At 72.1% G+C, this 19,558-nt stretch carries 18 protein-coding genes; 8 read left to right on the forward strand and 10 right to left on the reverse strand.

All coding sequences use genetic code 11. The annotated features are described in order from the left end of the window. The first annotated feature begins 116 nt into the window (after nt 1-116). The 3 genes from ABD140_RS32410 (at nt 117) to ABD140_RS32420 (ending at nt 3,496) form a co-directional block, all read left to right on the forward strand. A complete protein-coding gene (locus tag ABD140_RS32410) occupies nt 117-1,334 on the forward strand; it encodes an SUKH-4 family immunity protein (protein WP_344245362.1) in 1,218 nt (405 codons plus the stop codon). A gap of 160 nt (nt 1,335-1,494) precedes the next feature. Next, nucleotides 1,495-2,124 (forward strand): TetR/AcrR family transcriptional regulator, encoded by a 630-nt coding sequence (locus ABD140_RS32415; protein WP_344245364.1) that lies wholly within the window; start codon nt 1,495-1,497, stop codon nt 2,122-2,124. Between the two features lie 403 nt (nt 2,125-2,527). Beyond that, nucleotides 2,528-3,496: an NADP-dependent oxidoreductase gene (locus ABD140_RS32420; protein ID WP_344245366.1), complete on the forward strand. Its 969-nt coding sequence runs from the start codon at nt 2,528-2,530 to the stop codon at nt 3,494-3,496. A 99-nt stretch (nt 3,497-3,595) separates the two neighbouring features. Here ABD140_RS32420 and ABD140_RS32425 read toward each other — a convergent pair whose 3' ends face one another. Continuing rightward, on the reverse strand, nt 3,596-5,023 hold the full coding sequence (locus ABD140_RS32425) for an aminotransferase-like domain-containing protein (RefSeq protein ID WP_344245368.1): 1,428 nt from the start codon (nt 5,021-5,023) through the stop codon (nt 3,596-3,598). Nucleotides 5,024-5,084: 61 nt separating this feature from the next. Here ABD140_RS32425 and ABD140_RS32430 point away from each other — a divergent pair, with 61 nt between their 5' ends. Then, nucleotides 5,085-5,990: a PhzF family phenazine biosynthesis protein gene (locus tag ABD140_RS32430; protein WP_344245370.1), complete on the forward strand. Its 906-nt coding sequence runs from the start codon at nt 5,085-5,087 to the stop codon at nt 5,988-5,990. Nucleotides 5,991-6,001: 11 nt separating this feature from the next. Beyond that, nucleotides 6,002-6,973 (forward strand): ornithine cyclodeaminase family protein, encoded by a 972-nt coding sequence (locus tag ABD140_RS32435; protein WP_344245372.1) that lies wholly within the window; start codon nt 6,002-6,004, stop codon nt 6,971-6,973. A gap of 90 nt (nt 6,974-7,063) precedes the next feature. On the opposite strand, the gene ABD140_RS32440 is transcribed toward ABD140_RS32435, so the two are convergent. Beyond that, nucleotides 7,064-7,447, reverse strand: a complete 384-nt coding sequence (locus ABD140_RS32440) for a DUF5997 family protein (protein WP_344245374.1) — start codon at nt 7,445-7,447, stop codon at nt 7,064-7,066. Nucleotides 7,448-7,502: 55 nt separating this feature from the next. Between ABD140_RS32440 and ABD140_RS32445 the strand changes: the two genes are divergently transcribed. After that, nucleotides 7,503-8,168: a LysR family transcriptional regulator substrate-binding protein gene (locus ABD140_RS32445; RefSeq protein WP_344245376.1), complete on the forward strand. Its 666-nt coding sequence runs from the start codon at nt 7,503-7,505 to the stop codon at nt 8,166-8,168. A 146-nt stretch (nt 8,169-8,314) separates the two neighbouring features. Here ABD140_RS32445 and ABD140_RS32450 read toward each other — a convergent pair whose 3' ends face one another. From ABD140_RS32450 to ABD140_RS32470, 5 genes are all read right to left on the reverse strand, one after another. Continuing rightward, on the reverse strand, nt 8,315-9,127 hold the full coding sequence (locus ABD140_RS32450; protein WP_344245378.1) for a crotonase/enoyl-CoA hydratase family protein: 813 nt from the start codon (nt 9,125-9,127) through the stop codon (nt 8,315-8,317). 94 nt (nt 9,128-9,221) lie between these two features. After that, complete coding sequence (locus ABD140_RS32455; RefSeq protein WP_344245380.1) at nt 9,222-10,862, reverse strand: acyl-CoA dehydrogenase family protein; 1,641 nt, start codon at nt 10,860-10,862, stop codon at nt 9,222-9,224. Nucleotides 10,863-10,867: 5 nt separating this feature from the next. Beyond that, the gene (locus tag ABD140_RS32460; RefSeq protein ID WP_344245382.1) at nt 10,868-11,758 is read right to left on the reverse strand and encodes a crotonase/enoyl-CoA hydratase family protein; all 891 of its coding nucleotides are present in this window, start codon (nt 11,756-11,758) and stop codon (nt 10,868-10,870) included. Next, nucleotides 11,751-12,386: a TetR/AcrR family transcriptional regulator gene (locus tag ABD140_RS32465; protein WP_344245384.1), complete on the reverse strand. Its 636-nt coding sequence runs from the start codon at nt 12,384-12,386 to the stop codon at nt 11,751-11,753. The genes ABD140_RS32460 and ABD140_RS32465 overlap by 8 nt, the downstream gene beginning before the upstream one ends. A 130-nt stretch (nt 12,387-12,516) precedes the next feature. Continuing rightward, entirely contained in the window at nt 12,517-13,533 is a 1,017-nt protein-coding gene (locus tag ABD140_RS32470; protein WP_344245386.1) for an NAD(P)-dependent alcohol dehydrogenase, read from the reverse strand. Nucleotides 13,534-13,821: 288 nt separating this feature from the next. Here ABD140_RS32470 and ABD140_RS32475 point away from each other — a divergent pair, with 288 nt between their 5' ends. Together ABD140_RS32475 and ABD140_RS32480 are read left to right on the forward strand one after the other, a co-directional pair. Beyond that, nucleotides 13,822-14,304 (forward strand): nuclear transport factor 2 family protein, encoded by a 483-nt coding sequence (locus ABD140_RS32475; RefSeq protein WP_344245388.1) that lies wholly within the window; start codon nt 13,822-13,824, stop codon nt 14,302-14,304. A 48-nt stretch (nt 14,305-14,352) separates the two neighbouring features. Next, nucleotides 14,353-14,820: a hypothetical protein gene (locus ABD140_RS32480; protein WP_344245390.1), complete on the forward strand. Its 468-nt coding sequence runs from the start codon at nt 14,353-14,355 to the stop codon at nt 14,818-14,820. Nucleotides 14,821-14,885: 65 nt separating this feature from the next. On the opposite strand, the gene ABD140_RS32485 is transcribed toward ABD140_RS32480, so the two are convergent. From ABD140_RS32485 to ABD140_RS32495, 3 genes are all read right to left on the reverse strand, one after another. Then, nucleotides 14,886-16,685, reverse strand: a complete 1,800-nt coding sequence (locus ABD140_RS32485; protein WP_344245426.1) for an alkyl/aryl-sulfatase — start codon at nt 16,683-16,685, stop codon at nt 14,886-14,888. 287 nt (nt 16,686-16,972) lie between these two features. After that, entirely contained in the window at nt 16,973-18,550 is a 1,578-nt protein-coding gene (locus ABD140_RS32490) for an MDR family MFS transporter (protein WP_344245392.1), read from the reverse strand. A gap of 159 nt (nt 18,551-18,709) precedes the next feature. After that, complete coding sequence (locus ABD140_RS32495; protein WP_344245394.1) at nt 18,710-19,390, reverse strand: TetR/AcrR family transcriptional regulator; 681 nt, start codon at nt 19,388-19,390, stop codon at nt 18,710-18,712. Between the last annotated feature and the right edge of the window lie 168 nt (nt 19,391-19,558).

Below are 19,558 nucleotides of genomic sequence, written 5' to 3' on the forward strand. Positions count from 1 at the left end.
GGCCCGGAACGAGGTGGGCTTGCCACCGAGGCGTTCGTCTTCCGCACGGGCACGGACGTCATGGTCGTCGATCTAGGGTGGGGGAGATATTCGTATTCGTACTGCATGGGAGAACCGTGTCGGAGACCGGAGCCGTCGTGTCCGGGTGCGCACCGCATCCGCTGATCACCCATGAGCCGACGCGTCGCGCTCTGGCGCTGGGGGAGCGGCTGGACGGGCACGGCCTGGTGAGTTTTCACCCGCTCTGCGAGTCGTCGTTGTCGACGGTCCGTGAGCGGGTGGCGGCGTTGGACGGTGATCCGTCGGAACTCGATGAGGATCTCGCCGAGCTGCTGCTGATCGGCCACCTGATCGTCGAGGGGGACAAGGAGGGCGAGGAGGTCGTCCTCGACGGCGGGACCGGTCGGGTGTTCAGCATGTGGCTCTATGCGAAGTCGCCGGACGGGGCGGAGCTGTTTCCGCTGGCCCCGTCGGTCGGGGCGCTGCTCGGGTTCCTCGCCGCGGTGGACGACTTCCGGGGTCTGCGCGGCAGGTTCGCAGGGCTGGTCGGGCGGACGGGCCCGGAGGCCGTGGGTGAGGCGGAGCGGTTGCTGACCGAGGTCTTCACCGAGGCGGAGTGGGGTGAGGACGGCTGGGGTCCGGCCGGTCCGCGGTCCGGCTGGGAGCATCCGCTGCCGGCATTGTGGCGGATCGCGGCGGTGATACGGCCGCTCGGACTGGTCGCCGGGCCTGGGGACGGACTGGCCCTGGACCTGCCGGATGAGCTGTTCGAGGCGGAGGAGAGAGTGAGGCTCACGGCCGACCGGCTGCCTCCGGCCCTCGTCCATCCGCAGACTCGTCGTTTCCTGACCGAGGTGGGCCTGCCCGAGGACGGATTCATGTTCTACGGGCCCGACCCCGGGCCGCTTCCCACGCTCCCGGAGGACTGGGCCGACTCGCAGAGCAGGCCCCAGCACGCCCACCTGTGGCGCGGCGACGAGCGGCTGCCTCCGGAGGCGGAGCATCTGGTGGTGCTCGGCGGCCTGGTCCACGACTTCACCGTCCTGATCGACGGCAGGACCGGTGCCCTGTTCTACACGGAATTGGGCTCCGACCAGGTCGTCCCGGTCAACGCCGACATCTCCACGCTCGTCTTCACCATCTGGCTCCACCGCCGGGAACACGAGCTCGACGAGGAGCACGGCTTCACGCAGGACTTCTACCATCAGCTCGCCGACACCATGATCGAGGTGCTGGCCTCGGTCGACCCGGTGGCCTGCCGCCCGGCCGAAGACCCGGACGACTACCGGTACTGGCCGGAGGTCTTCCACGACGAGGCGGGCGGCGTCCTGTGACGACCAGGTACGGCAAAGCTCCGCCGGGAGAAAGGCCGTAGCTGGGCTTCGCCCTGCTCGGACCGGTCGGCCGCCGCGGAGGGCCGGTGTATCCACAGGCCGTCAGGCATGTTCTGCGGGTTTCCCTTACTCTCGGTGCAGGCAGGGAGGGGACGGACAGGTGGAGACGAAGTCGGGTTCGCGCCGCAGTCAGCAGGAGCGGACGAGGGCGACCACGGCGGCTCTGGTGGCCGCGGCGCGCGAGCTGTTCGTCGCGGAGGGGTTCGCGGGCACCTCGCTGGGCGCGATCTGCGACCGGGCCGGGGTGACGCGCGGGGCGTTCTACCACCACTTCGAGAACAAGGAGCAGATCTTCCGCGAGGTGTACGCGGCCGAGCAGAAGGAGCTCGGCGCCGTGGTGCGGCGGGCCTTCCTCGCCGAACGCGACCCCTGGGACGGGCTGGTCGCGGGCAGCCGCGCGATGCTGGAGGCGTCCCTGGAGCCCGCGGTGCGCCGGATCACCCTGGTCGAGGCGCCGGGCGCGCTCGGCTGGACGGTGATGCGCGGCATCCAGGCCGGTTGCAAGGAGCAGCTGCGCATCGGGCTGGCCCTGTCCGTCGAGGCGGGCTGCATCCCCGACCGCCCGCTGGCCCCCCTGACCTCCCTGCTGTACGGGGGACTGTGCGAGAGCGCGCTGGACATCGCCGGCGCCGACGACCCCCGCGCGGTGCTGGAGGACACCATCACCCAGCTCGAAGCGCTGCTGACGGGCCTCACAGGCCGTACCGGCTCCGGCTGCGCCCACCGCTGACCGGGACCCGTTCGCACGGGTGAACGACCCCGGACACGTCTCGAAAGCACGTCCGAACCGGGCTCGGCCGCGTCCACCGCTGCCCGAAGCCGACTCGCGCGGGCGGCCGGTCCAGGTCACGTCTTGAAGGCACGTCCCAAACGGGCCCGGCTGCTCCCACCGCTGGTCGGGGTCAATTCGCGCGGGTGACCGGTCTTGGGGTCGCAGAGAGCAGGCGCCAAGCCTGCTGGCTGCGCGCCCGAGAACCGGTGCCGAGTCTGCCGGCTGCGCGCCCGCGACCCGGCGCTGAACTTCGCGGGCCACCGCTTCGCCACCTCCGCGCTTCCCTGCGAGCATTGACATACATACAGCATGTATGTAAATCTCCCCGGGATCAAGGACCCAACGGGGAAAGTGGGCGGAGATGCGCGCGATACGGCAGGACGCATGGGGCGGGACCGAGACGATGGGCCTGGTGGAGACCGAGGCACCGGAACCGGTCTTCGGGGAGGTGCAGGTCAGGGTGGTCGCGGCCGGGGTCAACCCGGTGGACGTCTACACGCGGCAGGGGGCCGCCTACAACCGGGTGCTCGACCTGCCGTTCGTCAACGGCTGGGACGTCGCGGGCGTGGTGGAGAAGACCGGCTACGGCGTGACCCGCTTCCGGCCGGGAGACGCGGTCTTCGGCATGCCGTGGTTCCCGCGGGCCGCCGGCGGCTACGCCGAGTACGTCGCCGCGCCCGCCCGGCACTTCGCGCTGATGCCGCCGGAACTGACCTTCACGGAGGCCGCGGCGCTTCCGCTGGCCGGACTGACCGCCTGGCAGATGCTCACCGAGGTCGCCCGGGTCGGCGAGGGGGAGCGGGTGCTGGTCTCGGGCGCGGCGGGCGGGGTCGGCCACCTGGCCGTCCAGATCGCCAAGTCCCTGGGCGCCCACGTGATCGGCACCGCCAGCGCCGCCAAGCACTCACTCCTGTACGAACTGGGCGTCGACGAGGCGGTCGACTACACCGCCGCCAAGGTCCCCGAGGCGGTACGGGACGTGGACGCCGTCATCCAGATGTTCGGGGGCGCTCCGGGCCTGGAGGCGCTGGAATGCCTGCGCCCCGGCGGGGTCCTGGTCTGCGGCCAGGCCGCCTGGACCCCCGGCCTGCACGAGCGCGCCGCCGAACTCGGCGTACGCGCCGCCGCCTACCTCGTCGACCCCGACGGCGCCGGACTGGAAGCCCTCGCCCGCCTGGTCCGCGACGGACGGCTCAGGGTCCGCCTCGCCCGGACGTTCCCCCTGGCCGAGGCCGCGGCGGCGCACGACCTCGTCGCGACCGGCCGCACCACCGGCAAGGTCGTCCTCACCGTCACCGACCAGGCCGACCGCACGCCTTCCGGGAGCTGAGAAGCACGCCGCAGAAGCACGCCTCATACGCCTGGCCCCGACCGTCTGAACCGGGCGTCCGGCCGGACGGGCGGGGCCTCGGCGGTGGGCGGGAGCCGGTCACGGAGTGCTTTCCAAAGCGGCATGGGCCTCGGTGAGCCGGTCGACCGCGGCGTCGAGCGCCTCGGGCGGGAGGGTGAAGGGGAGTCGCAGGTAGCGGTCCAAGGCGCCGTCGGGGGAGAAGTGGAAGCCCGGCGTGAGGGAGAGGCCGCGTGCGGCTGCGAGGGCGGCCAGCCGGCTGGAGTCGGCGTCGAGGAGTTCGAGCCACAGGGACAGGCCGCCCTGCGGTGTCCGGAAGCGGCACCACGGCAGTGCGGACAGGCGGGAGGCCAGGTGGTCGCGCTGTGCGCGCAGCTGGGCGCGCCGGCGGTCGAGGATCGCCTCCCGGTGCTCCATGAGCCGGGTCGCGACGAGCCGGTCGAACGGTGAGGGCGCGAGGGCGGCCGCGAGGGGGAGCGCCGCCAGACGGCGGATGACGTCGGGGTGGGCACGGATCCACCCCACGCGCAGGCCCGGCCACAGGGACTTGCTCAGGGAGCCCACATGGACGACGTCGCGGTCGCCGGCGCGCGTGACGGCGCGAGGCGGCGGGGAGACGGGCTCGCGCAGGTCGAGGTCCCGCATGGTCTCGTCGAAGACGACCACGGTGTCGTGGGCGCGCAGGCGGCGCCGGAGTTCACCGCGCTCTTCCTCGCCCATCAGCAGGCCGGTGGGATTGTGGAAGTCCGGGATCAGATAGGTCAGGGACGGCCGGGCCGCCTGGAGGGCGCGGTCGAGGGCGGGGATGTCCCAGCCGGTGGGGCCGAGGGGCTGCGCGACGAGCCTGGCACCGGCGGCGCGGAACGCGGCGAGCGCGCCGGGATAGGTGGGGGAGTCCAGGACGACTCTGCTGCTCTGGCGCAGATACGCCGCGCTGAGCAGGTTCAGCGCGGCGTCGGCGCCGCTGGTCAGAAGGAGGTTCTCGCCGCGGGTCGCGAACCCCTGAGCGCAGTGGGCGTCGGCGATGGCGGAGTGCAGCGCCGACGGTCCACCGCCGTCGGCGGTGTCGTGCAGCAGGGCGGGCAGGGCGTCGGCCGCCGCGTGCACCGCCTGCAGGAGTTCGTCGAACGGCGCCGCGGGCTCCGCTCTGGTCAGGTCGAGCGCCGCGCCGCTCCTGCCCGCCCGGCCTCGGTCGCTGGCCCACGGCGAAAGGCGGTCGCGCAGCCGGGGCGGCAGGGAGGTGGTGCTGCCGGAGCCGGTCCGGGTGATGATCAGCTGCTCGGCTCGCAGGATGCGGTAGCACGCCGCCACGGTGCCCCTGGCGAGTCCGAGCTCGTCGGCGAGGAGGCGTTCGGCGGGAAGCCGCACCCCCAGCGGCAGCCTGCCGTCGTGGACGGCCTTCTCCACGGCGACGGCCAGCCGCCCGGCGAGCGAGCCGCCGCCGACACGCCAGTCGCCGAGCAGACGGGGGAACTGCGACGCCGGGACGTGCCGCACAGCACGATGCATATAGTCCACTTTACCTAGATTGGACCACGACCGGACGGCCGGACCCGCCTAGTGTCGAGCCGTGACCAGCCACCACCGCACCGGCCCTGAGACCCGCACGCCCCTGAGCTACCGGCATGTCGACGTGTTCGCCGCCAGGGCGTTCACTGGCAACGGCCTTGCCGTCTTCCCCGAGGACCCGGGCCTGTCCGCCGCGCAGATGCTCGCGATCACCCAGGAGCTCCGGCACTTCGAAACGATCTTCGTGAGCCGCTCGGACGAGGCGGGAGAGGTCCAGGCCCGGGTGTTCGACCTCTTCGAGGAGCTGGACTTCGCCGGGCACCCCGTCCTGGGCGCGGCCGCCGTCCTGCACGAGCGCGCCGGGGACCTCGGCGTGCGGCGCTGGCGGTTCCACCTGCCCCGCAGGACCGTCGCGGTGGCCACCCGCCGTACGGCTGCCGGATACCACGCCGAACTGGACCAGGGGAGGCCGGAGTTCCTCGCGACCGTACCGGCACCGGGCAGGTCGGAGATCGCCGCGGCCCTGCGCCTGCCGGAGTCGGCGCTCGCCGACCTTCCCCTGGAAATCGTCTCCACCGGACTGCGCTACCTCATCGTCCCGGTGGTGGGAGGGCTGGCCGAGGCGAGGATCGTCCGCAGCGATTTCGCGGACTTGATGGCGCGGCACGGCGCGCAGTTCGCGTACCTGGTCGACGTCGAGGCACTGGAAGGCCGCCACTGGAACAACGACGGCGTCCTGGAGGACATCGCGACGGGCAGTGCGGCCGGCTGCGTCGGCGCTTATCTGGCCAAGCACCGCATCGTGCCCGTCGAGGAGGAGTTCCTGCTGCGGCAGGGGCGCTTCACCGGTCGGCCGAGCCTGCTCGCCGTCCTCCCGCAGGGCCGGCCCGAAGACCTGCACAACGTCCGGGTCGGCGGCGAAGTGACCATGGTGGCCCGGGGAACCCTGGACACCCTGCCCGAGTGAGGACCTCTCCCATGCCCGGCTTTCCCCGCTACCCGGCCGACCGGATCCGTGCGGCGGTGGGCCTCGCCGACCTGATCGAGCCGGCGGCCGAGGCCCTCACGGCGTTCAGCACCACCGACGGCGCCCAGGCTCCGGTCGTGGTGCTCCCCCTGGCCGACGGCGGGGACTCCCACATCAAGGCCGCCCACCTGCCCGGAGGACGCCACTTCCTCGTCAAGATCGCCAACTGGTTCCCCGGCAACCGGGCCCGCGGCCTGCCCGAAGGCGGCGGGTTCGTAGCGCTCTTCGACGCGACGACCGGCGCCGTCACCGCCCTGCTGGAGGACGAGCACCACCTCTCCGACCTCCGCACGGCCGCAGCGGGAGCCGTCTGCGCCCGCGCCCTGGCCCGCCCGGACGCGGCCCGCGCGACCATCCTGGGCACCGGCAGGCAGGCCGAACTGCAGGCCCGCGCGCTCACCCTCGTGCGTCCGATCCGGCAGATCAGCGTGTGGGGCCGGGACCACGGCCGGGCGACCGCACTCGCCTCCCGTCTGAGCCGAGACCTACCGCACACCGAGGTCACCGCCGCCGAGGACCCCGGGCAGGCCGTGCAGCGGTCCGACATCGTCGTCACCGCGACCGCCAGCCCCGCCCCCGTCCTGTTCGGCTCCTGGCTGCGCCCCGGACAGCACATCACCGCGCTCGGCGCCGACGCTCCGGACAAGCGAGAACTCGACGGCACCGGCTTGCGGCGCGCCACCCGGGTCTTCGTCGACAGCCGGGAACTCAACCTTCGCTACGGAGACGTCCACGCCGCCATCGCCCGCGGAGAGGTGACCGCCGACCGCATCGACGGCGAGATCGGCGAAGTCCTGGCCGGCCGGATCCCCGGCCGCCGTACACCGGAGGACATCACGGTGGCCAAACTCATCGGTGTCGGCACCCAGGACCTCGCCGCCGCCGAAACCGCCCTCACCCTTCTGGAGCAGTCCGGCCGATGACCGCCCCGCAGCGCCCCGTCCCCGCGCGGACCGGCCGCCAGGAGCAGGCCTGGACGGCCGGGGCCGGTGAGTTCTTCCGCGCTTCGCGGGTCAGGACTTGGCGCGCTGCTGCTTGAGTCGGAGCTCCTCGTTGCGCACCTCGGCCTGGGTGGCCTGCTCGCGCTCCAGCCACTCGGGCTTGGCGGCCTTCAAGGCCTCGATCTCGGCGGTGGTGAGGGGGCCCGTGACGCCGCCGCGGGCCAGGCCCGAGACGGAGACGCGGAGCTTGGCGGCGACGACCTGCTTGGGGTGGGGGCCCTCGCGGCGCAGATCGGCGAGCCAGGAGGGCGGGTCGGCCTGGAGCGCGTTCAGCTCGTCCCGGGACACGGCGCCCTCCTGGAATTCGGCGGGCGCTGCCGACAGCAGGATCCCCAGCTTCTTGGCCGCGGTCGCGGGCTTCATGGTCTGCGGGGTCTTCGACTTGGACGTGCTCATGAGGTCAAGGGTAGCCAGTGCGGGAGGGCCGTCCGGACGCCGCTAGGCTGGGGAGGTGACCGAGTTCCGGCTGGCCTACGCGCCGGGGGTGACGCCTGCGAAATGGGCGGGGGTCTGGGCCGAGCGGGTGCGCGAGGTGCCGCTCCGGCTGATCCAGGCGTCCGCCGCCGAGGCCGTCCCCCTCCTGCGGGGCGGCGGCGCTGAGGCGGCGTTCGTGCGCCTGCCCGTCGACCGCGAGGCCCTGCACGTGATCCCGCTCTATACGGAGACGACCGTCGTCGTGGTGCCCAAGGAGCACGTGGTGGCCGCGGTCGACGAGCTGGAGCTCGCCGATCTCGCCGACGAGGACGTCTTCGAACCGCTCGACGAGGTCCTGGACTGGGCCGAGCGCCCCGGACAGCCCGCCTTCACCCGCCCCGAGAGCACGGCGGACGCGATCGAACTGGTGGCGTCAGAGGCCGGCGTCCTGCTGCTTCCCCAATCCCTGGCCCGCCTCCACCACCGCAAGGACCTCACCTACCGCCCCGTGACGGACGCCCCCCGATCCCAGATCGGCCTGGCCTGGCCCGAGGAGGAGACGTCCGATCTCATGGAGGAACTGATCGGCATCGTCCGCGGCCGCACCCCCAACAGCTCCCGCGGCCGCGCCCCCCGGCAGCCCGCCCCCAAGCCCAAGCGGGCCCCGCAAAAGCGCTCCGCCCCCAAGCACCGACGCCGCTGAGCCGCCCGGACGCTCCACCGCCGGCCGATCACGGGGCCCGTACGTCACGGGTCCATGCACTTCACGGGCGCGGGTCACGAGGAGGTACGCGGGCACGGCGGAAGGACCGCCGGACCGCGCCTCCCGACACCCGCGCCCGTTCCGGTTCAGGGACTTTCCGGACCTGCGGAGGACGGGAAGGAGCGCGCCGGATCGCCGTCGAAGGCGCCGTGGCGCCCCTGGCCGGAGGCGAACCGGGCGGCGCCCGCGAGGGTGTCGGCGGCCAGGGAGACCAGGCCGTGCCGCCACTCGTTGTCGATCGCCTCGGGCAGCGGCAGGCCGTGCTGCTCGTAGGCCGAGAGCCGGTCGTGCCGCATGCAGGTCTGCGGGAACGCGGCCAGCCGTTCGGCGAGGGCGACGGCCTCGTCCAGCGCGGCGCCCGGGGCGCTGACGCGGTTGGCCAGGCCCATCCGGTGCGCCTCCTCGGCGGTGACGGGGCGGCCGGTGAGGATGAGGTCGAGGGCGTGGGACTGGCCGATCAGCCGGGGCAGGCGGATGGTGCCGCCGTCGATGAGCGGCACGCCCCACCGGCGACAGAACACCCCGAAGACCGCGTCCGGGTCGGCGACCCGCAGATCCGCCCAGATCGCCAGCTCCAGCCCCCCGGCGACGGCGTGTCCCTCGACGGCGGCGATGACGGGCTTGCCCAGCAGCAGCCGGGTGGGACCCATCCCGGCGGGACCCTGCCCGGGAGCGCCGACATCGACGTCACCACGAGCGACCGCTTTGAGGTCCGCCCCGGCGCAGAAGTTCCCGCCCCTGCCGTGCAGGACGGCGACCGCCGCGCCGTCGTCGGCGTCGAAGTCCTGGAACGCCGCGGTCAGCAGCGCCGCGTGCTCGGAGTCGACGGCGTTGCGGACCTCGGGCCGGTCCAACGAGATGATCGTGACGGGTCCGCGGCGCTCGACGTGCACGCTCATCGCGCCACCGCCCGGGGGCTCCGCGGTTGCGCGGCCATCAGCTGCTCCTGGAGGGGTCGGGCGTCCTGCTCTGCAGTTCTGTCATTGCGGTCTCCTACGGTCGGCTCTCGAGCTTGGGGGTGGCGCGGTCGATGATGGGGGCGAGGTCGAGGCCGGTGGGCAGGGTGCCGAAGACGTCGCCGCGGTCGCCGTCGAGGCGGCTGGCGGCGAAGGCGTCGGCGACGGCGGGGTGGCCGTGGCGGACCAGCAGCGAGCCCTGGAGGACGAGCGCCATCTGGCCGACGACGCTGCGGGCGCGGTGCTGCATGGTGTCGAAGTCGCCGAACTGGCCTTCGAGGCGGGTGATCGCGGCGTCGAGGCGCCGGTCGGCTCCGGCGGCCCGCTTGACCTCGGTGAAGAACACCTCCAGGGTCTGGGGCTGCTTGGCCAGCGCGCGCAGGGTGTCGAGGGCGGCGACGTTGCCCGAGCCCTCCCAGATCGACATCAGCGGTGCCTCGCGGTAGAGGCGGGGCATCCGGGAGTCCTCGACGTACCCGTTGCCGCCCAGGCACTCCAGTGCCTCGGCCGCGTGGATCGGGCCGCGCTTGCACACGTGGTACTTGCTGACGGCCAGGGAGATGCGGCGCAGCAGGCCGGCCTGCTCGTCGCCGGAGACCGCCTCGTCGGTGAGGGCGGCCAGCCACAGGGCGACGGTGGCGGCGGCCTCGGCCTCCACCGCCAGGTCGGCCAGGACGTTGCGCATCAGCGGCTGGTCCACCAGGTGGGCGCCGAACGCCCTGCGGTGGACGGCGTGGTGGACGGCGGCCGCCACGCCCGTGCGCATCGCCGCGGCCGAGCCCACGGTGCAGTCGAGCCGGGTGAGGTTGACCATCTCGATGATGGTCGGCACGCCGCGGCCCTCCTCCCCGACGAGCCAGCCGACGGTGTCGTCGTACTCGACCTCGCTGCTGGCGTTGGAGCGGTTGCCGAGCTTGTCCTTCAGGCGCTGCAACGCGAAGGTGTTGCGGGTCCCGTCGGGCAGCACCCGGGGGACGAAGAAGCACGACAGCCCGCCGGGCGCCTGCGCCAGCACCAGGAACACGTCCGACATCGGCGCCGAGGTGAACCACTTGTGGCCGGTGATCCGGTACGTCCCGTCCGGCGCCGGCCGGGCCGTGGTGGTGTTGGCGCGCACGTCGGAGCCGCCCTGCTTCTCGGTCATCGACATGCCGGCGATCAGCCCGCGCTTGGCCAGCGGCGGGCGCAGCCCCGGGTCGTACTCCGACGAGCACAGCAGGGGCTCGTACTGCGCGGCCAGTTCGGGGGCGGCGCGCAGGGCCGGGACGACGGCGTAGGTCATCGAGATGGGGCAGCCGTGGCCGGCGTCGACCTGGCCCCAGACGCTCATCTTCGCCGCGCGCACCAGGTGCGGCATCGGCCGGGTGTCCGCCCACGGCGCTCCGTGCAGTCCGAACCCCACGGCGTGCGCCATCAGCCGGTGGTAGCTCGGGTCGTAGGCGACCTCGTCGATGCGGTGCCCGTACCGGTCGTGGGTGTGCAGGACCGGCGGGTGGGCCTCGGCCAGGTCTCCGAGTTCCTGCATCTCCCGGCTCCCGGCGAGCACGCCCACCTCGTGGAGTTCCTCCAGCGCGTGCTCGGCGCCCTCGCGGCGCAGCGCCTCCAGGATCACCGGCTGGTCGGCCGCGTCGTATCCGTCCAGCGGCGGTACCTGATTCGTCACCTGATGCGTCGTCATCGTGCTCACCTCTCCAGGTCTTCGCGGGTGGGGACGGGGCCGCCGCCTTCGGGGATCCAGCGGCCCGAGTCGCGCCACTCGACCGCTTCGTGGAAGCCGTGAGCGGCGGCGAACTCCTGGAACCAGCGGCCTTCGGGCGAGTGCCGGGTGATGCCGTCGAAGAGGGTCGCCAGGATCTGGGTGCCGTGCAGGCCCATGTTGTCGTAAGCCTGGTTGATCATGAGTTTCTGCATGGCGAGCTGGTTGATCGGCACGCCCGCCATGCGGTCGGCCAGCTCCTCCACGCGCGCCGCAAGGCCGTCCGCGGGGACCGCCTCCAGGACCAGCCCCCACTCGGCGGCGGTGCGGCCGTCGATGGTGTCGCCGGTCAGCAGCATGCGCTTGGCGCGTTCGGCGCCCAGCCGGTACACCCACATGGCCGTGGTGGGGCACCCCCACACCCGGGCGGGCATGTACCCGATCTTCGCGTCCTCGGCCATCACCACCAGGTCGCACGACAGGGCGATGTCGCTGCCTCCGGCGACGGCGAAGCCGTGCACCTGGGCGATGGTGGGCTTGAGGGAGCGCCAAAGCGAGAAGTAGTCGTCGGTGAACTGCTTCATCACCGCGAAGTCCTTGATCGGGTCCCACACCGGGTCGCCGCCGGCCGATCCCTGGGTGCCCTGGCCGTCCTCGGCGGAGATCTTCAGGTCGTAGCCGCTGCAGAACGCCCGGCCCGCGCCCCGCAGCACGATCACGTGCACCCGCGGGTCGGCGTTGGCGCGCTTCACCGCGGCCGCCAGGTCGCCGGGCATGTGGAAGTCGATCGCGTTCAGCCGGTCGGGCCGGTCGAGCGTCAGGTACGCCTTGCGGTCCTTCACCTCGTACAGGACCGTCGGCGGCCGTTCTTCACTCATCATGCCTCCTTGGGGGCGTCTCGGGGCGGGGCGGCGCGGGGGCGGCCAGCAGGGGGCGGGCCACCAGGGCCCACTGCTCCAGGAGCCGGTCGCGGTCGGCGTCCTCGCGGTGGAGCACGTCGGAGATCGCCAGGCCGAGCAGCAGCTGCACGGTCAGTTCGCCGACCAGCGGATAGCCCGGCGACTGGGTGATCTCCGGGCCGAGGAGCTCGTCGACCACCCGGTACAGGTCGCGGCGGGCGGCTCCCTCGGCGCGGCGCAGCACCTGCCGCAACGACGGGTTGGTGCGGGCCACCGCCCACAGCTCCAGCTCCGCGCCGAACGACGGCCGCCGCAGCACTGCGCGCAGCACCCGCAGCGCCCGCAGCAGCGGGTCTCCCGTGGCGGGCACCGCGTCCAGCTCCTCCCGCACCGCCTCCTCGTTGCGCTGCACCAGGCGGCCGACCGCCGCGCCGAACAGCTCCTCGTGGGTGGCGAAGTGGTGCAGCAGCGCGCCTCGGCTCACTCCGGCCCGCCGCTGCACCTCCACGGTCGTGGTCGCCGCGGTGCCCGCCTCGACCAGCGAGTCGGCCGCCGCCTCCACGATCCGGGCCCGCGTCGCGGCCCGCTGCTCCTCCCGCTTGGACATCCCTCTCCCTTCACAGTCATGACTGACTGCGAAAAGGACCATCTCACAGTCACCCTTGACTGTAAAGGAGTCCGGCGCCGCGACGGGACAGCCGGCCCCGTCCGCCGGAGCGGCTCTGAAGCCGGCGGGGTCAGGCGGGGAAGCGGATCAGGGGCTTGATGATCCCGTCGGTCTTGTCCCGCATCATCGCGAAGGCGGTATCGATGTCGGAGAAGTCGAAGGTGTGGGTGGTCAGGGGGGTCGGGTCGACGCGGCCCGTCTCCAGCAGGCGGAAGAGGCGCGACATGCGCTCCTTGCCGCCGGGGCACAGGGTGGTCCGGATCGTCTTGTCGCCCATCCCCACACCCCATTCCAGCCGGGGGATGCGGACGTACTCGCCTTCTCCGTGGTAGCCGGCGTTCGAGATCGTCCCGCCCGGCCGGGTGGCCTTCACGCACCCCTCGAACGCGTTCTGGCTGCCGAGCGCCTCGATGGCGGAGTCGACGCCGACGCCTCCGGTGAGCCGGCGGATCTCCTCGACCGGGTCGGTACGGGTGAAGTCCACGATCGCGTCGGCGCCGAAATGCTCGGCGAGCTCGATCCGGTCCGGTGCGCTCTCCACCGCGATGACCAGACCCGCGCCCAGGAGCCGGGCGCCGACCGTGGCCATCAGGCCTACGGGGCCCTGCGCGAACACCGCGACGGTCCCGCCGATGGGGATGGCCGCGTTCTCGGCGGCGGCGAAGCCCGTCGACATCATGTCGCAGGCGTAGACGGCCTTGTCGTCCGGGAGGGAGTCCGGAATGGGAGCGAGGTTGGCCTCCGCGTCGTTCACATGGAAGTAGGGGGCGAAGACCCCGTCCTTGGTGTTGGCGAACTTCCACCCGCCGAGCATCTCCTGGCACTGCGACGGGTAGCCGCGCTGGCAGTTGGCGCAGTGGAAGTCCGGCGTGATGGCGTTCACCGCGACACGGTCGCCCACCTGGTAGCCCCGCACGGCGCTTCCCAGCCGGTGGACGACGCCGACCGCCTCATGCCCGAGCGTGAGATTCACGCGATCACCGATCGCGCCCGCCGCCGTGTGCGTGTCGGAGGTGCAGACGAGCGCGCACGTCGTCCGGACGATCGCCCCGGTCGGCTCCGGCCCGTCCGGAACGGGCTTTTCCATAAAACCGACTTCGCCGATGCGCCTCATCACGAAGGCGTCCATCGTTTCCGTTCCCGCCACCTTCTCGCCCCCCCCGGGTCGCACCCCGCGGCCGCCGACGTGCCGCGCGTCCGCCCGTGCCCGGGACCGTCGTGGTGAGGCCGCGCCCGGCAAGGAAGCCCGGGCTTGATGGGTCATCGGTTACTCGGCGTGTTCTACCCGGGGCCGAAGACGGAAAACCACGCCTCCCGGCGGGCGCGGCGGGAACCGGCCCTTGCCTCGAATGAGAACACGTTCTACTTTTCGTCCATGGACGTGACAACAGCCCGCCTGGTGGCGGTGGAGGAGATCCAGCGGCTCAAGTACCGGTACCTGAGGACGCTCGACCTCAAGCGCTGGGACGAGTTCGCCGACACCCTGGCCCCCGACGCCACCGCCGACTACGGCTCGCAGGTGGGGCAGGGGCCGCTGCGCTTCACCGGCCGTGACGCGATCGTCGGCTACATGAGCGGTGCGATCGGCCCCGACATCACCACGGTCCACGTCTGCCACCACCCGGAGATCACCGTCGACGGCGACACCGCCGAGGCGACCTGGTGCCTGGAGGACACCGTCCTGGCCACCGGCTTCGGCACCATGATCCGCGGCGCCGCCTACTACTCCGACCGCTACCGCCGCGACGACGGCGTCTGGCGCATCGTCCACACGGGCTACACCCGCCTGTACGAGGCGGTGATCCCCTTCGACGCCCTCCCCGGCCTCCGCCTCACCACCCCGCCCCACGCCGGGTGACCACCGAAGCAGGCGCGGGTCGTGGGGATCTGACCCAGAATGTGATGGGTGTCCGAGACCTTGATGGCGATAGCGCTGGTCTGCAGCCTGCTGTTCCTGCTCTGCTGGGGCCACGTCCAGAGAGGCCGCTTCCGCACCGTGCTGTGGCGCCCGCTGGTGCCGGTGGCCCGCGGCAGCGCCCTCCGCGCCGCGCTGCTCGCGCTCGGCCTGCAGTTGGCCTCCGCGGCCGGCTTCCTCGCCGTGGCGGTTCTGGGCGTGCTGCTCGCCGACGCGGTGGGCGCCTCCTGGGCCGCGATGGTCGTGGTGACGCTCGCCGGGCTGCTCTACTGGCCGGTCGTCTCCATGGCGGTCCCTGACAAGGGCAAGTACTACGCCGATATGCGAGCCGCCCTGGCGGACGAGGGGGCCACCGCCGCCCAGCAGCGCGCGGCCGCCTGGACCGGCGGTGCCGCGGCGCTGTTCCTGGGCCTGCCGCTCGCCCTGACCGTCCCGGCCGTCATCGCCCTGGCCCGCTGACAACAATCCCTCGGTATCGCGGGGAGTCCCGGTATGCGGGCTTTATTCGGGAAGTCCCGCCGCCGTCAGGGCGTGACGATGTCGAAATCGCGGTCGGGCTCGTCGAGAAGGCCGAGCAGGGTGGTGAAGACGCCGGGGTCGCCGTCGGCGTGGACTCCGTCGAGGCTTCCGGTCGTGATGACGCCGAGGAGTTGCGGCTTGGTCATCGTGAGGGTCAGGTCGGCGACGGCGCCCGCGTGGTGGGAGCTCTGGGTGAGGACGCCGTTGGCGAGGCTGAGCCGGACCTCCTCCTTGAGGTCGGTGAGGATCCAGTCGATCGTCAGGCGGGTGTCCCAGGCGCGCGGGCCGTTGACGCGGATGGCCAGGGTGTCGAAGATCTGCTCGGTGCTGAGGGCCCGCATGACGTCGGGGCTGGCGCTGTCGAGGGTGTTGGCGGGCTTGTTGCCCCGTAGCTCGGCCGCGCCCTGGAGGTAGAAGTTCCGCCATGTCCCGTTCTCGCTGCCGTGTCCCAGACGCGTGTAGACGTCGGCGAGCATCTCGCGCGCCTCGGTGTCGCCGGGATTGGCGAAGACGAGGTAGTTGAGGACCTGGGCGGTCCAGCGCAGGTCGCCCGCCTCGAAGGAGGCCCTGGCCTTGGGCAGGATCGACTCCCGGCCGCCCATGAACTCCACGTGCCTGCGCGCCGACTCCTCCGGCGGCAGCTCCCACAGGTGGGCGGGGTTGCCGTCGAACCAGCCCATGTACCGCTGGTAGACGGCCTTGACGTTGTGGGAGACCGAACCGTAGTAGCCGCGGGCGTGCCAGGCCCGTGCCAGGGCGGGCGGCAGCTCGATCGACTCGGCGATCTCCGGGCCGGTCATGCCCTGGTTGAGCATGCGCAACGTCTGGTCGTGCAGGTAGGCGTACAGGTCGCGCTGCTGCGACAAGAACCCCGACAGCTCCTCGGTGCCCCAGGTCGGCCAGTGGTGCGAGGCGAACAGGACGTCGGAGCGGGCCGCGAACATGCCGATCGCCTCGGTCAGGTAGCGGGCCCACACACGCGGGTCGCGTACCAGCGCGCCGCGCAGCGTGAGGATGTTGTGGAGGTTGTGGGTGGCGTTCTCCGCCATGCACAGCGCACGCCGGTCCGGCAGGTAGAAGTTCATCTCGGCGGGGGCCTCGGTGCCCGGAGTGAGCTGGAAGACGATCCGCACCCCGTCGACCGTCTCCTCGTGCCCGGTCACGGCGATCGAGACGGTCGGCTCGATGAGCGAGATGGTGCCGGTGGACGTCGTCACGCCCAGGCCCGCGCTGATCTGCCCTTCGGGGCCGCGGCCGAGCTCGGCGCCGTACATGTAGATCGACCGGCGGTTCATGGCGGTGCCGGCGTAGACGTTCTCGGCCACGGCGTGCTCCAGGAAGCCCGCCGGGGCGATGACCGGGACGTCCGCGCCCTCGTCCACCACGCCGCGCACGCCGCCGAAGTGGTCGGCGTGGGAGTGGGTGTAGAGGACGGCCGTCACCGGCCGGTCGCCCCGGTGCTCGCGGTACAGCGCCAGCGCGGCCGCCGCGGTCTCCACCGACAGCAGCGGGTCCACCACGATCACGCCGCGCTCGCCCTCGACGAACGTGACGTTGGACAGGTCGAACCCGCGCACCTGGTAGATCCCGTGCGTCACCTGGTACAGGCCGTGCTTCGCCGCCAGCTGCGACTGCCGCCACAGACTCGGATGCGCGGTGTCCGGGCACGGACCGTCCAGGAAGGCGGAGGCCGCGAAGTCCCACACGACCCGCCCCGAACCGTCCTTGATCCGCCCCTCCGGCACCGTGCCGACGAACCCCCGATCGGCGTCGGTGAAATCGGCACGGTCCTCCAGCGACGGCATGGTCTCCACTGCGGCTCCCCGGTCTTCGCGATCCTTACTCGCGCACTTCCCCGTTCCCTCTTTGCGAAGGCTCAGCGCACGGCAATGAACTCACCGCACCACCGGACGGCCTCGCCGCCGGGGCCGCCAGGCTCGCCCGGCCTCCGGGATGACTCGGGTTCTCCCGGGTGGCACCGTGTGCCACCGGCTGTCCACCGGTTTCTTAGGCGATCACATGGCATTGCGGGTCTCTCCGGCCCGAAGCACATGCTTCGGGCCGGAGAGACCCGCCTCCGCTTCTGGTCGGCTCAGGGAGCCGACGCGTCGGGACTGGTCTTCGCGACGGCGCCGGCGAGCGGGGCGGAGGCGTCCGCGGGTCCGGCCGCCGTGCCGCCGCTCTCCTCGGCGAGCCGCTCCATGCCGCTGGTGGTCTTCAGCGGCTTCTCCTTGATGAAGGGGACGACGATCAGGGCGAGCAGCGCGAAGGGCGTGGCGACGAGGAAGAGGTCGGCGGTGGCGACCCCGTAGGCGTGCTCCACGATGGCGCGCATCGGCGCGGGCAGCGTCGTCATGTCCGGGACGCCGTGGCCGGCGGCCTGGCCGGCGCCCGCCGGGACGCCCGACGCCTCCAGGCTCTTGGTGATCTCGGTCGCGACGCGGTTGGCCAGGATCGCACCGAGCACGCTGGTGCCGATGGTGCCGCCCATGCTGCGGAAGAAGGACAGCACCGAGGTCGCGGCGCCCAGCTCGGCCGCGGGGACGTCGTTCTGCGCGGCCAGCACCAGGTTCTGCATCAGCAGGCCGACGCCGACGCCGAGGACCGCCATGTAGAGGCTGAGCAGCCCGAAGTGGGTGTCGGCACCGATCGTGGACAGCAGGCCGAGGCCCACGGTCATGAGGGCGGCTCCCGCCACGAGGTAGACCTTCCACTTGCCGGTCTTGCTGATGAGCTGCCCGGCGACCGTGGAGGAGACCAGCAGACCCATGATCATGGGCAGGCTCATCAGGCCCGCGACCGTCGCGGACTTGCCCAGGGAGATCTGGAAGTACTGCGAGAGGAAGACGGTGCCGCCGAACATGGCCACACCGACCAGCAGGCTCGCGACGGTCGTCAGCGTCACGGTGCGGTTGCGGAAGATGTCCAGCGGGATGACCGGCTCGGCGACCCGCGACTCGACGTAGACGGCGGCGGCCAGCAGCGCCACGCCTCCGCCGGTCAGGGCCGCGGTCTGCCAGGAGGCCCAGTCGAACTGGTTGCCGGCCAGCGAGACCCAGATGAGCAGCGCGCAGACGCCCGCGACGATCAGGAAGGCGCCCAGGTAGTCGATCTTCACTTCGCGGCGGACGGTGGGCAGCTTCAGCGTGCGCTGCAGCAGCACGATGGCCAGCAGCGCGAACGGGACGCCGATGAAGAAGCACCAGCGCCAGCCGAGCCACGAGGTGTCCACCATGAGGCCGCCGATCAGCGGCCCGGCCACGGTGCCGACGGCGAAGACGGCGCCGAAGATGCCGGCGTACTTGCCCAGGCGGCGGGGCGGGATGATCGCCGCCATCACGACCTGGGCGAGGGCGGTGAGGCCGCCCGCGCCGATGCCCTGCACCACCCGGCTGAAGATGAGCAGGCCCACCTCATGGGAGAACCCCGCCAGCAGCGAGCCGATCACGAACATGCCCAGGGAGAGCTGGAGCAGCAGCTTCTGGTTGTACAGGTCCGCCAGCTTGCCCCACAGCGGCACCGTCGCCGTCATGGCCAGCAGTTCGGCGGTGACGACCCAGGTGTAGGAGGACTGCCCGGCCCCCAGGTCGGCGATGATCCGGGGCAGCGCGTTGGCGACCACGGTGCCGGCCAGGATGGCGACGAACATGCCCGCCATCAGACCGGACATGGCCTGGAGTATCTGTCGTTCGGACATGGGCGCGGGTGACGCCTGCTCGGGCGCCGTTGATGTGTTCACTGCATATCTCTCAAGTTCTAGGGGATTTCACGCACGCGCGGGCGCCTGGAACGCGACACACGACGACGTGCGGGGATGGTGGTGCTTCTTTCAGCGCCGCCCGACGTCTTCGGACGGCGCGGGCAGCCCGGCGGCCAGCTGCTCGAACACTTCACGGAAGACGTCCGTGAAGACGAGTTCGTCCTGCCGCGCGCACCAGTGCTCGACGGCGACCCGGACGGCCGTCGACCCGACGGCCGCCAGCAGCCGCGGATAGAGGTCGAGCGCCGGGCGCCGCTGCCCGTCCTCTTCCCCGGAGTCCTCCGCACGGCCGCCTGGACGCGATCCGACGCGCTCGGCGAGCGTCTCGGCCAGCTCGATCTCATCCGCCATGTGGACGCAGAGGCCGCGGACGAGGAGGTGCGGCGAGCTGCGCAGCACCTCGGCGTGGAGGCTCCACAGCTCGTGCTCCTGCTCGACCTCCGCCAGTTCCGCGGCCATGGCCTCGCGCAGCGCCTCCAAGGGGGAGAGCCCGGACGGCGCTTCGAGCACGCCCCTCCGGATCCTGGTGCTCGACTCCGCACCGATCATGACGAACACGTCATCCCGGGCGTCGAAGTAGTTGAAGAACGTGCGCGGAGAGACGCCCGCCGCCTCGCTGATCGCCTCAACGGTGACGTTCTCCGCACCGTGCTCCGCCGCCAGCCGCACCGCGGCCTCCACGAGAGCAGCACGCGTGGCCCGCTTCTTGCGTTCCCGCAGCCCGCCCTCGGCGGCATCCTTCTCTCTCACGCGTTGCATAGTATGCAAAAATGCGGTGTCTGCAAAAATTTAATTCCCCGCTGCCCCGCCACTCGGACCATGGAGACCACGCCGCGCCCCATCGACGCGGTTCTTGTGGAGGATGCGGGCGCGCTGACCCCGCTGCGGTTCGCGAGCCGGGAACGGCCGATCTCCATC

The organism is Actinocorallia libanotica (assembly GCF_039525175.1).
Taxonomy (GTDB): domain Bacteria; phylum Actinomycetota; class Actinomycetes; order Streptosporangiales; family Streptosporangiaceae; genus Actinocorallia; species Actinocorallia libanotica.

What these genes read in the sequence shown, in the direction of transcription:
- ABD140_RS32440 (WP_344245374.1), bottom strand. Translation starts at nt 7,447, where the DNA reads ATGAGCACGTCCAAGTCGAAGACCCCGCAGACCATGAAGCCCGCGACC.
- ABD140_RS32470 (WP_344245386.1), bottom strand. Translation starts at nt 13,533, where the DNA reads ATGGAAAAGCCCGTTCCGGACGGGCCGGAGCCGACCGGGGCGATCGTC.
- ABD140_RS32460 (WP_344245382.1), bottom strand. Translation starts at nt 11,758, where the DNA reads ATGAGTGAAGAACGGCCGCCGACGGTCCTGTACGAGGTGAAGGACCGC.
- ABD140_RS32465 (WP_344245384.1), bottom strand. Translation starts at nt 12,386, where the DNA reads ATGTCCAAGCGGGAGGAGCAGCGGGCCGCGACGCGGGCCCGGATCGTG.
- ABD140_RS32450 (WP_344245378.1), bottom strand. Translation starts at nt 9,127, where the DNA reads ATGAGCGTGCACGTCGAGCGCCGCGGACCCGTCACGATCATCTCGTTG.
- ABD140_RS32435 (WP_344245372.1), top strand. Translation starts at nt 6,002, where the DNA reads ATGCCCGGCTTTCCCCGCTACCCGGCCGACCGGATCCGTGCGGCGGTG.
- ABD140_RS32485 (WP_344245426.1), bottom strand. Translation starts at nt 16,685, where the DNA reads ATGCCGTCGCTGGAGGACCGTGCCGATTTCACCGACGCCGATCGGGGG.
- ABD140_RS32425 (WP_344245368.1), bottom strand. Translation starts at nt 5,023, where the DNA reads ATGCATCGTGCTGTGCGGCACGTCCCGGCGTCGCAGTTCCCCCGTCTG.
- ABD140_RS32420 (WP_344245366.1), top strand. Translation starts at nt 2,528, where the DNA reads ATGCGCGCGATACGGCAGGACGCATGGGGCGGGACCGAGACGATGGGC.
- ABD140_RS32475 (WP_344245388.1), top strand. Translation starts at nt 13,822, where the DNA reads ATGGACGTGACAACAGCCCGCCTGGTGGCGGTGGAGGAGATCCAGCGG.
- ABD140_RS32490 (WP_344245392.1), bottom strand. Translation starts at nt 18,550, where the DNA reads ATGTCCGGTCTGATGGCGGGCATGTTCGTCGCCATCCTGGCCGGCACC.
- ABD140_RS32455 (WP_344245380.1), bottom strand. Translation starts at nt 10,862, where the DNA reads ATGACGACGCATCAGGTGACGAATCAGGTACCGCCGCTGGACGGATAC.